This is a genomic window from Dyadobacter soli (assembly GCF_900101885.1).
In the GTDB taxonomy this organism is placed as follows: domain Bacteria; phylum Bacteroidota; class Bacteroidia; order Cytophagales; family Spirosomataceae; genus Dyadobacter; species Dyadobacter soli.
Map to the genome: position 1 here is coordinate 98,878 of NZ_FNAN01000022.1, position 20,876 is coordinate 119,753.

At 47.8% G+C, this 20,876-nt stretch carries 21 protein-coding genes; 6 read left to right on the top strand and 15 right to left on the bottom strand.

Going from position 1 to position 20,876, the window contains the following annotated elements:
- Positions 1–24 precede the first annotated feature (24 nt).
- The gene (locus BLQ88_RS30175; RefSeq protein ID WP_229212930.1) at positions 25–696 is read right to left on the bottom strand and encodes a DUF6962 family protein; all 672 of its coding nucleotides are present in this window, start codon (positions 694–696) and stop codon (positions 25–27) included.
- Positions 697–1,013: 317 nt separating this feature from the next.
- On the opposite strand from BLQ88_RS30175, the gene BLQ88_RS30180 reads away from it, so the two are divergent.
- The gene (locus tag BLQ88_RS30180) at positions 1,014–3,500 is read left to right on the top strand and encodes a TonB-dependent receptor (RefSeq protein ID WP_090156747.1); all 2,487 of its coding nucleotides are present in this window, start codon (positions 1,014–1,016) and stop codon (positions 3,498–3,500) included.
- A gap of 187 nt (positions 3,501–3,687) precedes the next feature.
- Positions 3,688–4,389, top strand: coding sequence for an MCP four helix bundle domain-containing protein (locus tag BLQ88_RS30185; protein WP_090156748.1), 702 nt, complete (start codon positions 3,688–3,690; stop codon positions 4,387–4,389).
- 71 nt (positions 4,390–4,460) lie between these two features.
- On the opposite strand, the gene BLQ88_RS30190 is transcribed toward BLQ88_RS30185, so the two are convergent.
- Positions 4,461–5,012, bottom strand: a complete 552-nt coding sequence (locus BLQ88_RS30190) for a hypothetical protein (protein WP_090156749.1) — start codon at positions 5,010–5,012, stop codon at positions 4,461–4,463.
- A 241-nt stretch (positions 5,013–5,253) separates the two neighbouring features.
- Here BLQ88_RS30190 and htpG point away from each other — a divergent pair, with 241 nt between their 5' ends.
- A complete protein-coding gene (htpG, locus tag BLQ88_RS30195; RefSeq protein WP_090156797.1) occupies positions 5,254–7,086 on the top strand; it encodes a molecular chaperone HtpG in 1,833 nt (610 codons plus the stop codon).
- A 66-nt stretch (positions 7,087–7,152) separates the two neighbouring features.
- Here htpG and BLQ88_RS30200 read toward each other — a convergent pair whose 3' ends face one another.
- From BLQ88_RS30200 to rho, 3 genes are all read right to left on the bottom strand, one after another.
- The gene (locus BLQ88_RS30200) at positions 7,153–7,671 is read right to left on the bottom strand and encodes a helix-hairpin-helix domain-containing protein (protein ID WP_090156750.1); all 519 of its coding nucleotides are present in this window, start codon (positions 7,669–7,671) and stop codon (positions 7,153–7,155) included.
- Positions 7,668–8,021: a hypothetical protein gene (locus BLQ88_RS30205; protein ID WP_090156751.1), complete on the bottom strand. Its 354-nt coding sequence runs from the start codon at positions 8,019–8,021 to the stop codon at positions 7,668–7,670. Before BLQ88_RS30205 ends, BLQ88_RS30200 begins: the two co-directional genes overlap by 4 nt.
- A gap of 117 nt (positions 8,022–8,138) precedes the next feature.
- Complete coding sequence (gene rho, locus BLQ88_RS30210; protein WP_090156752.1) at positions 8,139–9,956, bottom strand: transcription termination factor Rho; 1,818 nt, start codon at positions 9,954–9,956, stop codon at positions 8,139–8,141.
- Positions 9,957–10,450: 494 nt separating this feature from the next.
- On the opposite strand from rho, the gene BLQ88_RS30215 reads away from it, so the two are divergent.
- The 3 genes from BLQ88_RS30215 to lptC all read left to right on the top strand — a co-directional run bounded on the left by BLQ88_RS30215 (position 10,451) and on the right by lptC (position 13,035).
- The gene (locus BLQ88_RS30215; RefSeq protein WP_090156753.1) at positions 10,451–11,173 is read left to right on the top strand and encodes a type III pantothenate kinase; all 723 of its coding nucleotides are present in this window, start codon (positions 10,451–10,453) and stop codon (positions 11,171–11,173) included.
- On the top strand, positions 11,157–12,446 hold the full coding sequence (gene bamG, locus BLQ88_RS30220) for a BamG family beta-barrel-assembly machinery protein (protein WP_510185993.1): 1,290 nt from the start codon (positions 11,157–11,159) through the stop codon (positions 12,444–12,446). The genes BLQ88_RS30215 and bamG overlap by 17 nt, the downstream gene beginning before the upstream one ends.
- 76 nt (positions 12,447–12,522) lie before the next feature.
- Positions 12,523–13,035, top strand: a complete 513-nt coding sequence (gene lptC, locus BLQ88_RS30225; RefSeq protein WP_090156755.1) for an LPS export ABC transporter periplasmic protein LptC — start codon at positions 12,523–12,525, stop codon at positions 13,033–13,035.
- On the opposite strand, the gene BLQ88_RS30230 is transcribed toward lptC, so the two are convergent.
- The 10 genes from BLQ88_RS30230 to BLQ88_RS30275 all read right to left on the bottom strand — a co-directional run bounded on the left by BLQ88_RS30230 (position 13,032) and on the right by BLQ88_RS30275 (position 20,822).
- Positions 13,032–13,466 (bottom strand): c-type cytochrome, encoded by a 435-nt coding sequence (locus BLQ88_RS30230; protein ID WP_229212931.1) that lies wholly within the window; start codon positions 13,464–13,466, stop codon positions 13,032–13,034. The genes lptC and BLQ88_RS30230 overlap by 4 nt on opposite strands.
- Complete coding sequence (locus tag BLQ88_RS30235) at positions 13,463–14,125, bottom strand: SCO family protein (RefSeq protein ID WP_090156756.1); 663 nt, start codon at positions 14,123–14,125, stop codon at positions 13,463–13,465. The genes BLQ88_RS30230 and BLQ88_RS30235 overlap by 4 nt, the downstream gene beginning before the upstream one ends.
- A gap of 7 nt (positions 14,126–14,132) precedes the next feature.
- The gene (locus BLQ88_RS30240; protein ID WP_090156757.1) at positions 14,133–14,570 is read right to left on the bottom strand and encodes a viral A-type inclusion protein; all 438 of its coding nucleotides are present in this window, start codon (positions 14,568–14,570) and stop codon (positions 14,133–14,135) included.
- Between the two features lie 30 nt (positions 14,571–14,600).
- The gene (gene recN, locus BLQ88_RS30245; protein WP_090156758.1) at positions 14,601–16,256 is read right to left on the bottom strand and encodes a DNA repair protein RecN; all 1,656 of its coding nucleotides are present in this window, start codon (positions 16,254–16,256) and stop codon (positions 14,601–14,603) included.
- Between the two features lie 130 nt (positions 16,257–16,386).
- Positions 16,387–16,641: a hypothetical protein gene (locus BLQ88_RS30250; protein ID WP_090156759.1), complete on the bottom strand. Its 255-nt coding sequence runs from the start codon at positions 16,639–16,641 to the stop codon at positions 16,387–16,389.
- A gap of 13 nt (positions 16,642–16,654) precedes the next feature.
- Entirely contained in the window at positions 16,655–17,581 is a 927-nt protein-coding gene (gene porD / locus BLQ88_RS30255; protein ID WP_090156760.1) for a type IX secretion system protein PorD, read from the bottom strand.
- Positions 17,566–18,774, bottom strand: coding sequence for a bifunctional phosphopantothenoylcysteine decarboxylase/phosphopantothenate--cysteine ligase CoaBC (gene coaBC, locus BLQ88_RS30260; protein ID WP_090156761.1), 1,209 nt, complete (start codon positions 18,772–18,774; stop codon positions 17,566–17,568). The genes porD and coaBC overlap by 16 nt, the downstream gene beginning before the upstream one ends.
- Positions 18,775–18,873: 99 nt before the next feature.
- Entirely contained in the window at positions 18,874–19,185 is a 312-nt protein-coding gene (locus tag BLQ88_RS30265) for a DNA-directed RNA polymerase subunit omega (protein WP_090156762.1), read from the bottom strand.
- Positions 19,186–19,233: 48 nt separating this feature from the next.
- On the bottom strand, positions 19,234–20,157 hold the full coding sequence (locus BLQ88_RS30270) for an outer membrane protein assembly factor BamD (RefSeq protein WP_090156763.1): 924 nt from the start codon (positions 20,155–20,157) through the stop codon (positions 19,234–19,236).
- A gap of 74 nt (positions 20,158–20,231) precedes the next feature.
- Positions 20,232–20,822, bottom strand: coding sequence for a T9SS type A sorting domain-containing protein (locus tag BLQ88_RS30275; RefSeq protein WP_229212932.1), 591 nt, complete (start codon positions 20,820–20,822; stop codon positions 20,232–20,234).
- Between the last annotated feature and the right edge of the window lie 54 nt (positions 20,823–20,876).

Genomic DNA, 20,876 nt, shown 5'->3' on the forward strand with positions numbered 1-20,876 from the left:
GGCCGTCGGCGGTCAAAACCTTCTTCACACATCCCCCTCACCCGCCACGACTTCCTCGGGCACGATCATCTCTTCTCCGTAATACGTCATATGCCGTGCGCCCTGGTAGTAAAACCAGATCGATAGCGACATGGGAATGTGCGCAATGTCATTATAATTGAACCAATCGCCGAAGCTGAATTTCAATGCGTGGCAGCCCGCGGCTAGCGCACCCATGAGCGTGGCGAGGAAGATATCTTTACTGCCCGGGTCTCTTTTCTTCTTGTAAACATATACTTCGATCGTGAAGAGCATCAGGAACAATCCGTAGAATGCGTGCACTTCCACGACCCGGAAATCGAGGGTAATGAATGTAAGCACAAAAAATATGGTGAGCTCTACGTAGTTCAGCCAGCCCAGAATGAGCCCGTTGCGCTGGTGCAGCAGCGGCTTGATATGCCATATTGCGGCCCGTTCGAACAATGCGACGGCGATCATACTCGCAAACCAGCCCGGGATTTTACCGACTTTGCCGGTCATGTAGAGAAAACCATGTCCTAATATCCCGCCGATAGCGGTGGCGATGGCCATAAAAAGGAAGAAATACTGGATTTGCTTGTACATGCGGTGCGCACGGCCGAGCTTATTGAGTTGGAAAAACGCGTAAATACACACGGCGGTCATCATCAGGCTCGACAGCACCGTCGAGGGCTCCATAATGGTTATTCCAAAGAAATTTATCTGGTGGACTTTGCTAAAATCTATGACTGCGTCATTCATGAACAGAAGAGTATGTTGGCGCAAAAGTACGCTTGTCTTCCCGCTTCACCAAAATTGTACCACGCCACGGCGCCGGCTGTCGGGCAGGTAGAGTTTACTATCCGATTTCAATTTGGTATCCCGAAAGTGCCGATTCGCAGATGAATTCGGGGTAGCTATCTATTATCAAATAATAAATAAAAAGTATGTTTTTCATTTGTATCGAGAATTGTATTTAAGTAGGACAGTGGCGAAAAGCACCCTCTTTGAAACTTATGAAAACCATGAACAATCCCTTACTGTCAGTCGTCAGATTTGTCGTTTTGACGCTTTTGCTGGCCATTGCTGCCGATCAAACCTTCGCACAGGCTCCCGCGCAGGGCAACTCTAAAATTTCAGGAATTGTACTCGATTCAGCCGCTGCCAAAGGCGTTGAATTTGCCAGTATTGCATTATTCAATGTCGCTGATAACAAGGCGATTGACGGTACCACGGCCGATGAGAATGGGAAGTTCGCCATTTCGAAAGTAGCGCCGGGCGATTATAAGCTGATGATCTCCTTCATTGGTTATAAGGACAAAGCCGTGAATGTAAAAGTGGAGAAGGGCAAGGATGTGGAGCTGGGCGCTGTTCAACTTGCGTCGAGTGTGCAGAACTTGCAGGAGGTGACCATTACCGGTGAAAAATCCCTGGTGGAGGAGAAGGTGGACAGGCTGGTTTTCAATGCGGAGAAGGATATTACCTCGAAAGGCGGCGACGCGTCGGATCTGCTGCGGAAGGTGCCAATGCTTTCGGTGGACCTGGATGGTAACGTATCGCTGCGTGGAAGTAACAACATCAAGGTTTTGATCAATAATAAACCTTCCACCATTATCGCGGCGAATGTGGCGGATGCTTTGAAGCAGATTCCGGCGGATATGATTAAGTCAGTGGAGGTAATCACTTCGCCATCGGCCAAATACGATGCGGAAGGTTCCGGAGGTATTATCAATATCATTACCAAAAAGAATAACCTCCAAGGCCTGACGCTGAATATCGATTCGGGCGTAGGGAACCGCGGTTCGAACCTGGGCTTGAATGGTAGCTACCGCAAAGGCAAAATGGGGTTCACTCTCGGTGGTTTCGGTCGCGCATTCTATAACAAGGCGACTTCCGTACTCGATCAGACGACCTACTCCGGTAATAATTCGTTCCTGACAAATCAGAGCTCAACTGCGAAAGACCGCGGCTTGTTCGGTCAGTATTCATTGGGCTGGGATTATGATTTGGGTAAAAACCAGGCATTATCGGCAGGTTTGCGTTACGGAACGCGGAATTTTATCCAGAAACAGGATCTGACCATTAACCAGTACGAAAATAGCATTCTCGATAACAACTCGATGCGGAAGGTGGATCGCAAGGACCTTTCGGGTACAGTAGATTTCAATATCGACTACATTCGTACTTTCAAACCGCAGCAGGAGTGGAGCATTTCCACCTTGTACAGCCGTACCGGCCTGACCAACAATTTTAATACCGACCTCCTGAATGAATCCGGCGCGGTAGGCAGCAAGCTCAAAAACGAAAACAAAAACGAGAACTCGGAACTGACGCTGCAAACCGATTACCAGACGCCGCTGGGCAAGAATCAGTTGCTCGAATTCGGTGCGAAAGGCATTTTCAGAACCGTGGAAAGTGATTTTAAATACTTTACTGCCGGAGAATCGGGCGATTTTGTGCTGAGTTCTGCCAACCCATCCGGGGTTTTGAACTATAAACAAAATGTGGCGGCGGGTTACTTTTCCTACACGCTTTCTACCAAAAACAAATACACATTCAAACTCGGCACACGCTACGAATACACCGGTATCACTGCCGATATGGGTGCCGACAAGGCGATCGACATTCCGGCTTACGGAAACCTCGTGCCGAGCATCAACGTCTCGAAGGCGCTTTCGGGCAGTACTACTGTGAAAGCCGCTTATAACCGACGCATTCAGCGCCCTGGTATCCAGCAGCTGAACCCGAACGTGAACCTCTCGAACCCGCAGAGTATCAGCACCGGTAACCCCGCATTGAGCCCGGAATTGACCGATAACTTTGAAGTTGCATTGAGTACCAATATTAAGAAGACCTACATTAATGCATCGGTTTTCGCGCGGCAAACCAACAACTCAATCACACAGGTGCGCATGGCCGTTGATACACTGCAAGGCGCCATTGTTACAACGTATGAGAACATTGGAAAGCAGAGAGCCTACGGTGCTAACGTGTTCGCTAATGTGTACCTGACGTCGAAATGGACTTTGAACGGTAGCATCGACATCCTGCATTCGTACCTCGAAGGACAAACTACCGGCCTGGACGGTACTTCGGTGGGAATCAGTAACTCCGGTTTCAATTATGGTGGTCGGTTAATGTCGCAGATTTCGCTGCAAAACGGCTGGGGATTACAGGCATTCGGATTTTACCGGGGTAAGGAGATTCAGCTGCAAGGCACGCGCACCGGCTTCTACATATATTCATTAGGGTTCAAAAAGGATTTTGCCAACAAGAAAGGCAGCATTGGTTTCGGTGCGGAGAACTTCCTGACCAAAGGTGTAAGATTCACTTCGGACCTTACTTCGCCGCAGTTCGTGCAGACCGGTGCCACACAGCTTTACAACCGCAACTTCAAAGTAACATTCAGCTACTCGATCGGAAAGATGAGTTTCAATGCGCCTAAGAAGAAAACAAAGTCGGTTAACAATACGGATGTTGTAGGAGGCGGTCAGCAAAACTGATTTATCGGGTGACCGCCGCGGCTGCCGGAACGTAGGGGCCGCCAAGCGCAGGGGCTTTTGCCTCTGCGCTTTTTTTGTGTGTACATTGTAAAACAGATATTACACAGCGTACTTTTTCGTTAATATAAAAAGATATTTTTGTATTTTCTAAATACATTGATACCTTGGGAAAGTTAATTATCAATTCATGAAATGGTCATTTGTTATTCAGCAGAAGTTTAAAGCTGCGATTTTGTTAGGAGGGATCATGGCATTGATCGTTGGCGGAACATTAATTTCCCGCTACAATGTGGAGGGGATCGATGAGTCGTTTTCATCCATTTATAAAGATCGCCTCGTTCCGGCTACTACTATTTTGTATCTGACTGAAAATCTGTACCGTAAGCGCCTATCGCTTGAAAATTACCTGTACTCGGAGGCGCAACAAACGCCCGCATACGTGAAGGCGCAGTTACGCGCGCACGATCGCAGCATCGATTCGCTGATCCGGTTGTTTGAAAAAACCTACCTGGTAGATGAAGAAGCGAAGAGCTTGCACGGTTTTAAAAGCCAGATCGCGCAATATGCAAATTTGGAAAGTCGTGTGTTGACATTATGCTCCGCGGGTTCGTTTGCCGAAGCGAAGCAACTGTTTTCAGCGCCGGGCGGCACTACATTCGAAAGTACGATTTTGAACCTGAACGAGCTGGCAGGCATTCAGTCGACGATCGGGAAGGACCTGGTGAAGGCGTCGAAAATGAATGTGGCGAGTTTTGGCATTATCTCCTTTCTACAAATCTCGCTCGCGATTATTACCGGCCTGGTGGTGATTGTGCTGATCCGCAACTCGCAGGTCATCCAGAAACCCCGGAGTAACAGCAATAAAAGCCAATATTTTAACCTAAACTGATAAAAGGAACGCTCAAAAAAATAAAGGTCGGGGCTTCCCGACCTTTATTTTTTTGAATGGAAGTGAATGCATTATTGATTCACTTTACGTCCTTTCAATGTCTCTCTCTGGTTTTTCACCTGTTTCAGCAAATCCTTTTTCACAAAAAGACGGGCGCCATTGCCGCTTTGCAGATCGAACGTGCGCTCTTTATAATCGAATTTGTTGTTAGGAAGCACGTCGAGGAAGTAGTTCTGGCCGCTCAGGTTGAACTTCATCCCTTTGGTATCCTGCTGGGTATCATCCCACGAAACGTTGATCACACCATCGCCCGTGCTCAATGCGACGCCCGGCGTAAATGGCAGTACGTTGATCGTCTGAATGCTTTTCCCGTTGCTCATCGTGATCTGTCCTTCCGGATTTACCTTGATATCGTTCGGGTCTGTCACTTCACGACGGATGTTGATCGACTTGTCGTTGAAAAACTGAACTTTCGTGAGGGAAATATTGGCAGCTTCGAGGTCGCGACGGAGATCTTCGGTAAATACAGTGTAATTCGAGAGGGGAACGGAGTTCATGGTGGTGCAGGCAGAGAACCCGCTGATGAATAGTACTCCTACAAAAAGTTTTTTAATCAGATTCATGTCAGAAATTGGTGTTCGGCGGAACTGGTTTGATGATTTTAGTTGAGTTGTTTACCGGTCGCAATATTAGTAAAAAAGCCTTTCAGATACCAGCCGATTGAGCGTCCGTACCACTGGATAGTGCATTACTGACAATGTGTCAGCCGGTATGTGTTTTGATTGTTATTGGAACGCATATTTTTGGCGCGTATTGCAAAGCGAAATTACATTCTTAAAATATAAAACAAACGATATCATAACTATGGAATCAGTGATTCAGGAAAAAGGGAATTTGAGCATTCACACCGAGAATATCTTTCCGATTATCAAGAAATTCCTTTATTCGGACCACGAAATCTTTTTGAGGGAACTCGTTTCCAACGCGGTAGACGCTTCGCAGAAGATCAAAAAGCTGGCTTCCTACGGCGAATACAATGGCGAGCTGGGCGACTTGAAGGTGGTTGTGAAGTTGGACAAAGATGCCAAAACGATCACAATCAGTGACAATGGTATCGGCATGACAGCCGACGAGATCAAAAAATACATTAACCAGATCGCATTCTCCGGTGCTACCGAGTTTGTAGAGCAGTATAAGGACAAAGGCGAAGGCGACAAAGGCATTATCGGTCACTTCGGTCTGGGTTTCTATTCGGCATACATGGTGGCGCAGAATGTGGAGATCATTACCAAATCCTACAAGGAAGGTGCTGAGCCCGTTCGTTGGGAATGTGACGGTTCGACAGAGTTCGAGATTTCATCCGTAGAAAAAGAAGAGCGCGGTACCGACATTATCCTGCACATTGCCGAAGATTCCGAAGAATTCCTGGAAGAAAGCCGTTTGAGAGGCATTCTTGAAAAATACGGCAAATTCCTGCCGATTGAAATCGAATTTGAAGACAAGGTAATTAACAATCCGAGCCCGATCTGGACGAAAAGCCCTTCCGATTTGAATGACGAAGATTACCTCGCATTCTACAAGGAGCTTTATCCGTTTGGCGAAGATCCGCTTTTCTGGATCCATTTGAATGTAGATTACCCATTCAACCTGACGGGCGTGCTGTACTTCCCGAAATTGCGCAACGATTTCTCCGGTCAGCGTGAAAAAATCCAGCTTTACAGCCGCCAGGTGTTCATTACCGACGAGGTGAAAGACATCGTTCCCGACTTCCTGCAATTGCTGCACGGCGTGATCGACTCCCCGGATATTCCTTTGAACGTATCGCGCAGCTACCTGCAAGCGGATGGTAACGTGAAGAAAATCAACGGCTACATTACCCGTAAAGTGGCTGACAAGTTGCTCGAAATCTTCAAAAACGACCGTGAAGGATTCGAGAAGAAATTCGATGACATAGGCTTGTTCGTGAAATATGGCATTATCAGCGATGATAAATTCTATGAAAAAGCGAAAGATTTCTGTCTGCTGAAAAACACCGACGGCAAATACTTCACTTTCGAAGAATACCGCGAGCAGGTTAAAGAAAATCAGACCGACAAAAACGAATCACTTATCTGGCTTTACACCTCGGACGAGAAAAAGCAGGATGCGTTCATTCAATCGGCCAAAAAGCGCAGCTACGACGTGCTCGTGCTGAACAGCATGATAGATTCGCACTTTATCAATGCATTGGAACAGAAGCTGGAAAAAGTCCAGGTTAAGCGCGTTGATGCCGATACATTGGATAAATTGGTTGAAAAAGAAGTGAAACTGGAAAGCATTCTTTCTTCCGACGACCAGGAGAAAGTGAAGAAAGTGTTCGAGGGCGTTTCTGAAAACAAAACTGCGCACATTACCGTGGAAGCAATGCCGGTGGACGAACTGCCGGTAGTGATCACATTCCCAGAGTTCATGCGTCGTATGACGGACATGCAGGCGAGTTCAGGCCAGCGCTCGATGTTTGGCGATATGCCTTTAATGTACACCGTTTCGCTCAACTCCAACCACCCGCTGATCGGCAAAATTGCAGGTTCGGAAAGTGAAGACGAGCAAAATGCGCTTGCTAAGCAGGTTTACGACCTTGCATTGCTGTCGCAGGGAATGCTTTCGGGCAATGACCTTACCCAGTTCATTCAAAGAACCGTAAGCACGCTTTCGTAAGCATTTACACTAATATGAAGAAAGCCGCTCTTTGAAGCGGCTTTTTTTATGTTCTTTCCGATTCGATCAGGGCTTACCTGAAATCAGTTTGAGTTTCAATTTTTCCAATTCCTCCCATCTCTGCTGTTTGGCGAGTGCGGCTTGTTCCGGCCAGGTGGAGGGATCGTGGAGCTGGTAACGTGGACCGGCTTTTTTGAGGAAACCGGCAATGCGCAGGAGGGAGGTCTCCATCAGTTGCTCGTAGGTGTGAATGCCTCCTTTATTCAAAATTTCTTCGATTTTCGGGCCTATTCCTTCAATGATTTTAAGGTCATCGGGCGCGTGATCGGGGCTTATGGTGGGGTAAACGGTCTTGTGGGCGTTGGTAGCAATCGGGTAATCCACTGTGGTGTCTGTTAAAGTCCGGATTTGAGCTAGTTCGTATTTCTTTTCCTCTATTAATTCCTGCAAGTTATCAATTCTCTTTTTGATAATCACTTTTGCCAGAAACCAACCGGCGACAGTCGCGGCCAGCAGCAGCACGACGATTTCGGCCACCGCGACGGGAAGACTGTCTAAACCAAGTGAAATGGCTGGAACATTCATTGTTTGGATTGATAATAGGCCAATTCGCGCCGGATCCGGTTCAATCTGTACCGCAAATCCCTTGTTTTCTTCATTTCGTAGGTGGTACCGAGCACAAAGCCGAGCAGCAGCGCAACGCCGATCATGATCGTATGCTGCCAGAAATGCGTAAGCTCGATGCGATAGGTGGGGAAGCCTACATTTCGCAGGGAAATGTGAAGCAGGCCGCTTTGTGTGGGCATTCCAGGCAAAAGCGCCTGAGAATCGGACAGCATATCGCAGTATTGTTCGATTTTACACACATGCCAGTAAATAGAACCAGCTATCCAGAATCCCAGAAAGGTCCACCACAGCGCCTTGCTATTGAACATGAAGAACGGAGTTTGACGGGTGTATGCTTTTACCTAAAAATAGGGTTTCGTCAAATAAGATGCAATAGGAGTGCTTATAAAGCAAAAAAGCCCGGAGGTTAGCCCGGGCCTTGTTATTTATCGGTTCATCGAGATCAGGAACTCTTCGTTGTTCCGTGTCCCTTTCATATGTTCCAAAAGGAAGTCCATCGATTCCATGGCATTCATATCGGACATATGCTTACGCAGGATCCACACTTTTTTCAGTGTTTCCTTGTCGAGCAGCAAGTCCTCGCGGCGTGTACCGGACGCCATTACGTCGATAGCCGGGAATACGCGTTTGTTGGACAGTTTGCGGTCGAGTTGCAATTCCATGTTACCGGTACCTTTGAATTCTTCAAAGATTACCTCGTCCATTTTAGAACCGGTGTCGATCAATGCGGTTGCGATAATGGTCAGTGAACCACCGTTTTCCACGTTACGCGCCGCTCCGAAGAAACGTTTCGGCTTGTGCAATGCATTGGCATCCACACCACCGGAAAGGATTTTACCTGATGAAGGAACCACCGTGTTATACGCACGTGCCAGACGGGTAATAGAGTCGAGCAGAATCACTACATCGTGACCGCATTCCACCATTCTTTTGGCTTTTTCCAAAACAATGCTCGCCACTTTCACGTGACGGTCGGCCTGCTCATCAAATGTCGACGCGATTACCTCCGCACGCACGCTGCGCTGCATATCCGTAACCTCTTCCGGACGTTCGTCGATCAGCAGGATCAACAGGAAAACCTCGGGGTGGTTGCGGGTAATGGCGTTTGCGATTTCTTTCAAAAGTACCGTTTTACCGGTTTTAGGCTGTGCCACGATCATACCGCGCTGGCCTTTTCCGATAGGTGCAAACAGGTCGAGAATACGGGTGGAGTATTGTTCCGGGCGCGAGCTCAGGCGCAGGCATTCATCAGGGAACAATGGAGTAAGGTATTCGAATGGGATACGGTCGCGGATTTCTTCGGTCGTCTTGCCGTTTACCGTTTCCACACGGAGTAATGCAAAGTATTTTTCTCCTTCTTTCGGCGGGCGGATCTGACCTTTTACCGTATCACCGGTTTTCAGACCGAACAATTTGATTTGCGAAGGCGAAACGTAAATATCGTCGGGGCTGGCCAGGTAGTTGTAGTCCGCAGAGCGAAGGAAGCCGTAGCCGCCATCCTGCATGATTTCCAGCACACCTTCGTTGACGATCAGGCCATCAAACTCTCTTACATAGTTGTTGTAATTGCGTTTGATTTTCGAAGAAGGGTCCTCACGCTGCGCTTGCGGCTGCGGATTCCTTTCCTGGCCTTCGTGCTGAGGCCGTGGTTGGCGGTCTTCACGTTGCTGAGGAGCCGGTTCCTGCGAAACAGCCGAAGGTTTTTCTTCCTGAATATCGGCCTGTACCTCAGTAATTTCTACCTCTGGCTCAGTTTGAGCTTCCGGTTGTACTGGAATTTCTTCCCTGCCCAGGTCGTTGAGGGTATCATTGTCCTCGTCGATTTCGAGCGATGTATCTATATTTTTCGGGCGTTCTTCCTGGCGTTTCGGGAATTCCTGGCGGGCAGGCGTATCGAATAACGGTGCAGAAGAAGGCGCCAGCTGATTGTTGTCTTTTTTATTCCGTACAGGACGGTTGTTGCCGCCTTTCACGGACACAGGCACCGGGGTAGGCTCGATAGGCCTGCGGGCGCGTTTTTTCTTGGGTTCTGATGAGTCACCGGCGTCGGCGAGTACACTTTCAGCTTCCGGTGCTTCCACCGCAACGGGCGCTGCAACTGGTGCAGGTGCTTCCTGCTGTGACATGATCCGGTTAATCAGTTCTTTTTTAGGAAGTTTGGCATGATCGGGTATTCCCAGAGCACCCGCTATTTCTCGTAGCTCAGATAATAGCTTAATGTTTAAATCATCAATTGTAGGCATACAGAAAATGGAAAGTAAAGGGTCACTTTACCAATTAGATAATAAGGTTGTGAATATAATTGGATATAACAGGACTGCGCGCCCTGAGGTCACGTGATGGTCATTGATAGGTTGATAAGCATTTAGTTGCGAAAGCCTGCGCGAAAGGCTTTACTGACTGCAAAACTTGATGGATCAAATCTGACAATTGTAACAGGTACAAACAGGAAGTATTGACAATAAATCGGCAAGATTTTGAACCTCGATAACACTGAGATTAGAATTACCGCGAGATGGAATTTGGATTTATAAGTCGATACTGACTTGGATGGACGAAGGTACTTATATATGGTTTAATTTCCAAATATTTAGCTTAAAAACCGTGCCAACTGCATTGTTATTGCTATTATACGGTGAAAAATTTTAGACGAACTGCCAAAGTAGGTGATTTAACGGACAGTAACTTTTTTTCGGCCTTAGTTTTTGTCACCGGAAAGTCGGAATTTTGCCGGACTATGAACATTGTTGTGGACTCCGGGAATACCTTTTCGAAGATCGGATGGTTCGAAGGGGAAAAACTTATACGATATACGACGCACCTGGAATTCCCGGAATTGATCCGGAATGTCAGGGCGGAGCTGCCGGAATACCTGTTCTTTTCATCTGTCGGCAGGACGCAGGAGGAGTTCCAGGAAGCATTGGGTGAACCGATCCAGATCATGGGCCTCACGCCGGAAACACCTTTGCCGATCACCAAGCATTACGACACCCCGCAAACCCTCGGCGCCGACCGGATAGCTGCTGCCGCGGGTGCTAATTATCTTTTTCCCAATGAAGATATCGTGGTAATCGACATGGGTACGTGCATTACCTACGACCTTATCGACCGCAATGCTGCATTTCAGGGCGGGTTAATTTCTCCTGGCGTGCGGATGCGATTCAATGCAATGCATACGTTTACTAAAAGACTTCCACTTTTCGAGCCTGAAAAAGAGCCTGATCTGATCGGAAAAAGCACCCGTCAGGCCATGCAAAGCGGTGTAATGAATGGCACCCTTGCTGAAATCGAAGGAATTATTGAACGATACCGACACAATTACCCGACTTTACGCGTAGTATTATGCGGTGGGGATGCTGCTTTTTTTGAAAGTAGCTTGAAACCACCCATCTTTGCGGTGCCGGAACTGGTTTTAATAGGATTGAACAGAATTTTAACATATAATGTCTCTTTACAGTAGAATAGGAATAATCACGCTTGCCATTACACTCGGTTGGAGTTGTACAAATCTTGCAAAAGCACAAGGATTGGGCAATTCTCCGTATTCATCCCTGGGAATGGGAGAGTTTTACGGAGATGCATATTCCGATAATACTGGTATGGGAGGGGCCGGCGTTGCCTCCGGAAGCGGGTTTCAGATCAACAACCTCAACCCGGCACTCTGGGTGCGCAACCGGTTTACAACGCTGGACGTTGGGTTGGTGGGCCAATACAAGGACATTGCTTCCGGTAACCTGAACCAGAAGAACGCAGGGGGAAACCTTGCATATCTGTCGTTGTCGTTCCCAATCACTCCAAGATGGGTAATCGGCGCCAATTTGAAGCCTTACAGTTTCATCGACTATCAAAATACATTTACCCGTCCGGTTGCCGGCTCGCCTGGTATAGCGGAATACACGGTTTCGGGAAAGGGAGGCGTCAACAAAGCTTCGCTGGTCAACTCATTTCAGATCGGCCGGTATGTAACGCTTGGTCTTGAAAGCAGCTACTTTTTCGGTAACGTACGGAGATCGTCGGATGTGGCGCTGTACGTCGATGGCGTTCCATCGGATTATATCGTGAGCCTTAATGAGCGCAATACTTATTCCGATGTGGCTTTCCGCGCCGGTGGTACCGTTCGCATTCCGCTTAAAAAGGAGAATAAACTGAACCTGAACCTGGGCGGTGCATATAGTTTCAGCACTTCGTTGAACGCTACCAAAACGACTTCTTTCGAGCTTACACAAGGTTCTTTCCCGGTTGTAAGTCCGGATACATTGGAAAACAACCTCGGCGGTGGCATGAAAGTACCTGAACAATATCAGGTAGGAGCAACCCTCGAATGGCCGTTTAAAATGACAGTTTCTGTGGACTATAGCCGTCAGTCATGGTCGCAGTACAGAGGTTTCGGAAATGTGAATGAAGAGCTGAGAAACGTGAACCGCCTGCATGTCGGCGCGGAATACATACCGAAATTTGCGTCACTGAATTATTTTGATAACGTCCGCTACCGCATTGGTTTCAGCACCGGAAATACGCCCTACATGATTGGTAACACCAAAGTGAACGATAGCAATGTAAGTCTTGGCTTCACTTTCCCGATGGGACGTGGTTTTGCCAACTTCCTTTCCGTTGCGTTTGTTGGAGGGCAGCGCGGTACCAACTCCGGCGGCGCAATCCGCGAGCGTTACGGGCGTGTGGTGCTGGGTGTGACGCTCATGGAGAGATGGTTTGAGAAGAGAAGGATCGACTAACAGCAATTTTATGCTTAAAAAGAGCATTCATAGATTTTTGCCAAAAGGAGATATTTACTTATCTCCTTTTTGTGTTATGGTACTTTGCGCGCTGCTTTTTGTGGCTTGCGAATCCAAAAAGGACAAGATCGGGGCTGCTTACACCGGCCCGTTTGAAATTGTGAATGATCTGGTGGTGAAATACAGTGAGCAGGGGAATATGAAGGTTTACGTTAAAACCCCGAAATCACTTACCTACCAAAACGAGACCCGCGTATTTCCGGATTCCGTTAACATCAGCTTTTTCGATTCGCTGGGCACGGTGGTGACTACATTACGGTCCGATTCGGGCCGCTACGACCGCAATGCGGATGTATACATCGTGAAAGGGCATGTGCGCGTTGTGAAACTGGATGAACATCAGATACTCACGACAACTGAATTGAGTTGGAGTCCCGGCACACGCAAAGTATTTACGGATAAGCCATTGACCATCGTCAATACGCAGTCGCCCGAGGTCACCCATGCGATCGGTATGGATGCCGAGCAGGACTTTTCGCGCATCAAACTGCGGAAAATGACTGGTAAGATGGTTTCAAAAGGAATTTAATCAGGCTTACAATCGATCAATGCATTGTGTACCAGCTCTATGGGCGTGTACACGCTGTCTTTTCCCCATTTCATCGATACAAAACTTACAATTTCTGCAATTTCGATCTCAGTCAACTTGGGATTCGGAGGCATAGGCCGGCTGAACTTTTTGCCGTTCACTACGATCGTGTCACTCATTCCGTACTGAATAATGCAAGCCACCCGCGCCTTATCGGACATAATTGACGACCCAGCAATGGGAGGGTAGAGATTCGACATTCCCTTCCCTTCCGCCTGGTGGCAGTTGGCGCAATGCGTCATGTATAATTGCTGCCCGGTCACGAAATATTGCTCGCTTTTCAGCTCTTCGGAACTGCGGCAGGAGGCCATACCAAGCATTAGTAAGGCTATTATGCCGGCTGTGGCGGCACGGTTAGGTCGCGGTTTCATTTTTTATACTCGGCCAGTAACCGCTCCATATCGTTGAGCAACTTCTTTGTGCCTTCCTCGGTGGTACCATCGTACATTCCCCGCACGTGCTTGTCCTTATCGATCAGGATGAACGCACCACTGTGAATGTAGCCGCCCTGAACCGTTGTGTCCTCCTTGGCGGTTGACATGTAGTTATTTTGACCGATTTCGTAAATCCGGGCCTTGTCGCCTGTCAGGAACTGCCATTGCTTGCCCTCCACACCCAGGTCTTTGGCAAATTGGTTCAGGACTGCCGGCGTATCGTGTTCAGGATCAATGGAGTGGGAGAGGATCATTACATCGGGATTACCCTTATACGCCTCGTAGACCTTTACCATTTGTTTTTTCATTACGGGGCAAATGGTAGGGCAGGTGGTGAAGAAAAAGTCGGTCACGTAAATTTTGTTCTCGACAATCTTCTCGGTAATGGTATCGCCATACTGGTTGACAAAGGCGAACTTGGGAATCTTGTTATAAATGGTGTCAACGACTTCCTTTCCATCCACGGTCTTCTTCACAACATCGCGCTCTCCGAGGATCGGCAGCTTATTTTCCGAACCGCCACAGCCGGTAACGGCAGCCAGAGACGCGGTAATAAACAGGGAATGGAAAAGAATTGATTTTACTTTCGAGTTCATAAACGGGTTATTCTAAAAATGTTTTTGCCTCCTGAATCGATTTCAGCGTGGCTTGCTTTACCAGCAATATCCGTTCCTTCTCACCTTCGAAATAAAGAACGGCTTGCTTGGGGTCCAGTTTTTTGGCGGAATCGGCGCGATAAGCGTGCATCCAGTCCATCATGAGTTTATCGGCGTCAGTCAGTTTCTGGTTTAGATCAACGGCCTTAATGCGCTGTTCAGCCATGGTATTGCTGCTTACACCCACATTTTGGAGGCTATCGATGCCCTGGATTTTTTTCGAAAGCTGTGATTGCAGGCTCACAATGTCTTCCTGCTTGGGCATTACTTCGTCGTGGATGGCCAGGACTTCCGTTTCGAGGCCGGTAAGCTTTTCCTGGTCTTTGTCCTTTCCGCAGGCAACGCAAAGCGTGATAAGGAACGATAGAAGGATGAGGTTTTTCATACTAAATAGAGTTAACCGAATGGATGTACGTCAATCCCTGAGGATCATTTCGCGCGCATTGTGCAGCACGGCCTCCGACGGATTATGTCCGCCGATCATCTGGGCGATCTCCTGTACACGTTCATCGATGGTGAGTTTTTTGATCCTGCTGACAGTTCTGTCGGAGGAGTGGTCTTTATACACAAAATAGTGCGCGTCGCCGCTGCTGGCAATCTGGTGCAAATGGGTAATGGCGATAATCTGGTGATTGATAGCCATATTCTGCATCATTTTCCCCATCTTTTTGGCAATCTCACCGGAAACGCCGGTATCGATCTCGTCGAAAATAATGGTGGGCAGCTTTCGCTTGTCGGCGAGTATATACTTAATAACCATCATCAGCCGGGAAAATTCCCCGCCGGAGGCAACTAATTTCAATTCCTGAGGCACAATGCCCTTATTACCGCTGAAAAGGAACGTCACGGAATCGATACCGGATGGCGTCGGCGCCGTTTCAGTAACTTGAATGCTGAGCGACGCATTGGGAATGCCCAGCTCATACAACCTGTCCAGAATAAGCTTTTCAATGGCTTTGGTTACCTTTTTGCGTCTTTCCGAAAGCTTTTTCGCACCTGCCAGCATTTTCTCCTGCGTCTGCGCGACTTTCTTTTCGGCCTTGGCGAGGTCGTCATCCAGGTTCATTACAATGCTGAGCTTACCTTGTAAATTGGCCTCGATGTCCAGCAATTGACCGAGGGTCGATACCTGGTGTTTTTTTAGCAATGAATAAATAAGGTCCAGCCGCTCCTGCACAACTTCCGTCCGGCTTGAATCCAGCTCCACGTTGCCATTTACCTGATCGATCTCGTCGGCCAGGTCGCGGAGCTCGATGAATGCGCTTTGGGCGCGCTGGCGGAGAATATCATATTCATTCACGAGCCTCGAAGCCTGGGTAAGTGAGCCTACGGCGCTTTTTAGCAGGTCAAGGGCTGAGTTTTCGGGATTATCGAGGTATGCATGGGCGAGTTGAAGCTTTTCTTTAATCTCGACCGCATTTTCAAGAATGGTCAACTCCTGTTCCAGCTTTTCCTGCTCGTCGGCTTTCAAACCCGCATTATTCAATTCCTGAAAAAGAAACTGGTCATAATCGAATTCCTTCCTGAGCTGGCTCGCCTGTCGTTTCAGCTCCTCGAATGCCTTTACGGCTTCGCGGTAAGCATTAAAATCGGCTGAATATGTTTTGAGTAAATCGGCATTCTCGGCATAGGAATCGACTACGCGCAGCTGAAATTCATTGTTGCCGAGCAGTATCGAATCATGCTGCGAATGGACATCGAGCAACTGCATGCCTATTTTCCGTAAGGTTTCCAGGTTGACGGGCGTGTCGTTGATGAATGCCCGCGATTTGCCAGCCGCGGAGATTTCCCGCCGCACAATACATTCTTCCGAAAAGTCGAGATTCTCGTCTTCGAAATTAGGGGCGAGATCGTAGCCCGTCAGGTTGAATGTACCTTCGATGACGCATTTTTCGCTGCTATCGTACAGTGATTTTGCATCCGCCCGGTTTCCGAGCAGCAGGCCTATTGCACCAAGCATAATGGATTTACCGGCACCCGTTTCGCCTGTAATAATGTTCAGGCCGGGATCGGGGGACATTTCTAGGTGCTTTATCAGCGCATAGTTTTTGATCAATAAATTAGAAAGCATGTCTAATTTAGGAAGCAGATTGCCGGAGATGATGCAACCTGGCTATGATGAAGGGGATCAAGGTCGTCTCCGATACGAATATAGGCACGATCTTCCCAATTAGGAAATATATGAGGAAGTAACCCGAATTTTATAAGGAAGCGTGCCGGCTCGGTGGTACGACGCCTCGGTCGTCGTCGTAAACAACTTCATAGAGGTCCGAGAGGGCGATCTGATGCTGGTGATCCCGTGTGTCTTTCAATACAAGCCGGACCGCGTCGATGGCCATTAATCTGCCAAAAATGGTGTTTCCGTTGGAAAGCACGACATTAAGCGGCTGTTTTTTTAAGATGTGCTGATTGCTCAGTAATTCGTCGGGCTGGACCCGTATCAATCGTTTACTCATCAATTTTGATCTGCTACATGGACAGCCGTTGGTATAGCTGAGTTTTGGAAGGGTCGAGATTAATTAGCAAAGAGTAAGCTTGTGTGCGTTGCTCCGGCAATCCTTCGATCATTATTTTATACAATTCATCCGATTTGGCATCAAAAAAAGAATTGACTACTACACTCGCAGGCCGGAGTTGATTCACTTCTTTAATGGTATTCAAAAATTCGAGCACTTTCGCACGGGTTTCCACCGGGTTCTGCGTTGCTACATCCAGGCCCTGACGGTAATACTTATACATTCCCTCGCGGAACGGTGTAAATTGTTGGCTTTGAAGGTTTTCAATCAGCCAATAGCGGTTTTTGGAATCGCCGTTCGAATCCCACCCACGCTTGTTGGGAGATGAGTTTCGTGCAAGGTTCACCAGGTTGAATGCCTTCTGGACATACGGCGAACCACCCATTTTGCTAAATGAGTCATAATCGAAAATCAATGCGATATTGGCGTAGAATGCCATAATATATGGGAGTTCTTCGGTATAGCTGTTTTCATTAAAATACAGCTGCGTGCTCGGGAGGTACGTAAATGTGAAATTTTTATCTACATAAGTAAATAAAACCGTTTCGTAGGTGGAGCCATAAACGGGCCGGGAAACGATCAGCTGCGCGTTGCCTTCATAACTTCCCTGAGCAAGCGAGCGGGTAAGGTTTACATTGAGCTTGCATTTGATCTTCTCCTCTTTGGCAAACTGGTCGTTGGTCCAGCGCGTATTATTGAGAAAATCATTCATATAGGTTTGCAGCTGGTTCATCGACTGCGGGTCGGTTTTTTGCTGCGCTACCAATTGCTCGTAATTGAGATTGACCGTAAACTGAAATTCCTGCGCGTACGCACGCTGCACGAGCGCCCCGAAAAGTAGCGGAATGGTCAGGATCAGTAGTTTTATGCTTCGCTCCATTTGGTTAATACGATATTAAGAATGTCCTGCGCGACCTCTTCCTTGGATTTAAGGTCGAATCGCTGTACATTTTTGTCCTTGTCAATAACGGTTATTTTGTTGGTATCGTGTGCAAAGCCTGCCCCGGGGTCGTTCAGGGAATTTAGTACAATATAATCGAAATTCTTCCGGATAAGCTTATCCTGGGCGTGGCTCAGTTCGTTTTCGGTTTCCAGTGCAAAACCGATGATCAGTTGGCCGGGCTTTTTCATGGTGCCCAGGGTACCGGCAATGTCGGTTGTTTTGGCCAGATCGAGTGTCATACTATCGCCTTGCTTCTTGATTTTCTGTTCGGCAACATGCCGCGGTGCGTAGTCGGCCACCGCCGCTGCGAAAATGATCAGGTCGTTGGACTGGAAATTTTCCCGGGCTGCTTCGAACATCTGGCCGGATGTTTCCACACCGATTGTACGAATATCCGAATTGGAGGCTTTCAGGTGCGTAGGCCCGCTCACGAGCGTTACCTGCGCGCCCGCAGCCGCGAAGGCCTCCGCAATGGCATAACCCATTTTGCCGGACGAACGGTTGCTGATGAAACGTACCGGGTCGATCGGTTCTACGGTCGGGCCGGCTGTGATGAGGACGCGCTTGGCGTTCGCTACAGGGCGTTTTGCGAAATTCGCGTCGAGTACTTTAACAATGTTTTCCGGCTCGGCTAACCTGCCGTCGCCAATAAGCCCGCTCGCGAGTTCGCCGTGTTCCGGGGAAATGAAAATGTTTCCGTAGCTAATCAGCTGCCCGATATTGTGCTGTGTGGAAGGATGTTTGAACATGTCTACATCCATTGCCGGGGCAAAAAATACCGGGCATCTGGCGGATAGGTAAATGGCTGTCAGAAGGTCATCGCAATGGCCGGTGGCACATTTGGAGAGCGTTTTTGCCGTTGCAGGTGCTATGACGATCAGATCGGCCCAAAGTCCGAGCTCAACATGGTTGTTCCATTCACCGGTCTCATTTTTCGTAAATGCGGTAAGCACCGGATTTTTAGAAAGCGTCGACAGCGTGAGCGGCGTGATAAATTCCGTTGCCGAATGCGTCATTACCACGCGAACTTCCGCCTCCGCCTTCACGAGCAACCGGACCAGCAGTGCGGACTTGTACGCGGCAATGCTGCCCGAAACGCCCAGCAGTATCTTTTTACCTTTCAGATTCAATTTTACAGGATTTGAATAGTAGGTGTAAAGTTAAAGAGATAAAAACAAAAAGCCCGCCATCAATCAGATTCATGGCGGGCTTCGTGAAATGCGCTTGTATTATTCTTCGGTGGTGTCGCGGTAGCTGTGGTAAGTTTTGCCTTCGATGAATTCGTCGATTGCAATGCTTCCAGCCTTCGGCATACGCTCGTAAAATTTCGAAATTTCGATTTGCTCTCTGTTTTCAAACACCTCTTCAAGGTTATCTACACCGGAAGCAAATTCGGCCAGTTTGTTGTTCAGCTCTTCTTTCATTTTGCTGGAAATCTGGCGTGCCCTTTTGGAAATGACCGATACGGATTCATACAGGTTACCTGTTACCGCCGCTATCTTGTCTGTATCACGGGTAATGATCGATGGATTCGTTGCCATAATGGTCTGATATAGTTTAAATTCTTGAAACAATATAAATGGTGCCTGCTATTGCCCGTTCGGGGTGGTGACAGCCGGCGTGGTTACCTTGGCCGGTTTTGTAGACGGGTCAGGTTGGGATTCTTTGAGTTTCTGGCGTTCAGCTTCAACCTTGGCAATCGTTTCGATTTGCTTCTGGCTGTCATCGTACATTTTTTCGGCGTCCTGGTTGTATCTACCGGTCGGATATTTATCCACAAGCTCCTGGTAGAACTTCACAACGTCCTGGTACCTCTCTTTCTGCTTATCCTGGAAACTATTGGAAGCCAGATTGTATTGGGACTCCACTTTCAGGAATGCAAGCTCTTCATTGTATTGAGAATCAGGGAAATCCTTCCGGAAGTTTTCAATCGATATTACCGCGGATTTAAGCGACATCGGGTTGAAATCGCTAATCTTGTGGTATAGTCTCGCACGCTCGTAAGCTTTCCGTTCCAGTTTCGATCTCAATTCCAGAATATAGCGGGTACATTCTTCGCGGAATGGGCTGTCGGGATAGGTGTTGATAAAATCCTGCATCGCCGAGATCGCCGTGAAAGTGCTCGTCTGATCGAGGTTGTACGGCGACGAGTCTTTGTACAGTGAGAATGCGTGCATGTACAATGCTTCCTGCGCGTAATCGCTGCGTGCGTAGGTGTCGTAGAATTTCTTGAACAGAAACTGACTTGTATTGTACTGGCTCTGATGGTATTGCGTGTAAGCGTAGTAGAACTGCGCAAGCTCGGACTCGGTACTTCCTTTCAGCAAAGGGATCAGTTCCTCAAACAGCAGTCCTGCGCGGTAGTAGTCCGCCTTTTTGTAATAGGCCATGGCAGCATCGTATTTCTGCTGATCCGTACCTGTCTTCTGTAACTTGGAGAACTTACTGCAGGAAGTAACAACAAGGATTGCAATGAATAGCAAGAAATAGCTTGCCGGACTGTTTTTTCGCATATTAACTGCAAAGGTAATAAAAAAGCTACACCATCCATAACGAATGCGTAGCTGATATAGTGTTAAAAGATAGCCTATTGCTGATGGCGAACGAGCATTTTCTTGGTGGCGACTTTTTTGCCATCGACGGACAACTGATAGAAATAGAGGCCGGTAGCCATATCTCTAGTGTTTATCCGCAACTTACGATCGTTTTTATTAAGTGTAAATTCCTGCATCTGCGAGCCTAGCACGTTGTAAAACGTCAGTTTGGCATCGCGAAGTCCCGCATTGATCGTGAAATCGATCTCTGCATATTCACTCGCAGGATTGGGATACACATTGGAAACTGAAATCTTGTCACTCACAAACAAAAGCTCTTCCGCTCTCAATTGAGCCTCCATTGCAGGAGATTTCTTTTCATTGCTTTTTTCAGCAACCTCGACAGCCAAAGCATTGTTATCGGCAGTATTTGGAGAAGCGAAAAGAAACGAAGTGTAGAACGTATTCAGCGCTTTTGGATTTTGCAAAGTCAGCGGTTTGTAAGTGACTCCGCTAGAAAAGTTCGAGAATTTGATGTTCTGGGATGCGGGGGCTTTCTTCTTGCCAACCATATTCAGGCGGCTTCCCCCCGACACGCTTTGGGCCTGTAACCCGTGAATACTCAGGGCTAAGGCTAAAATCATATATATGAAACGTATAGTTCTTTTCATAGCTGCAATCGGATACTTTTGACTAAT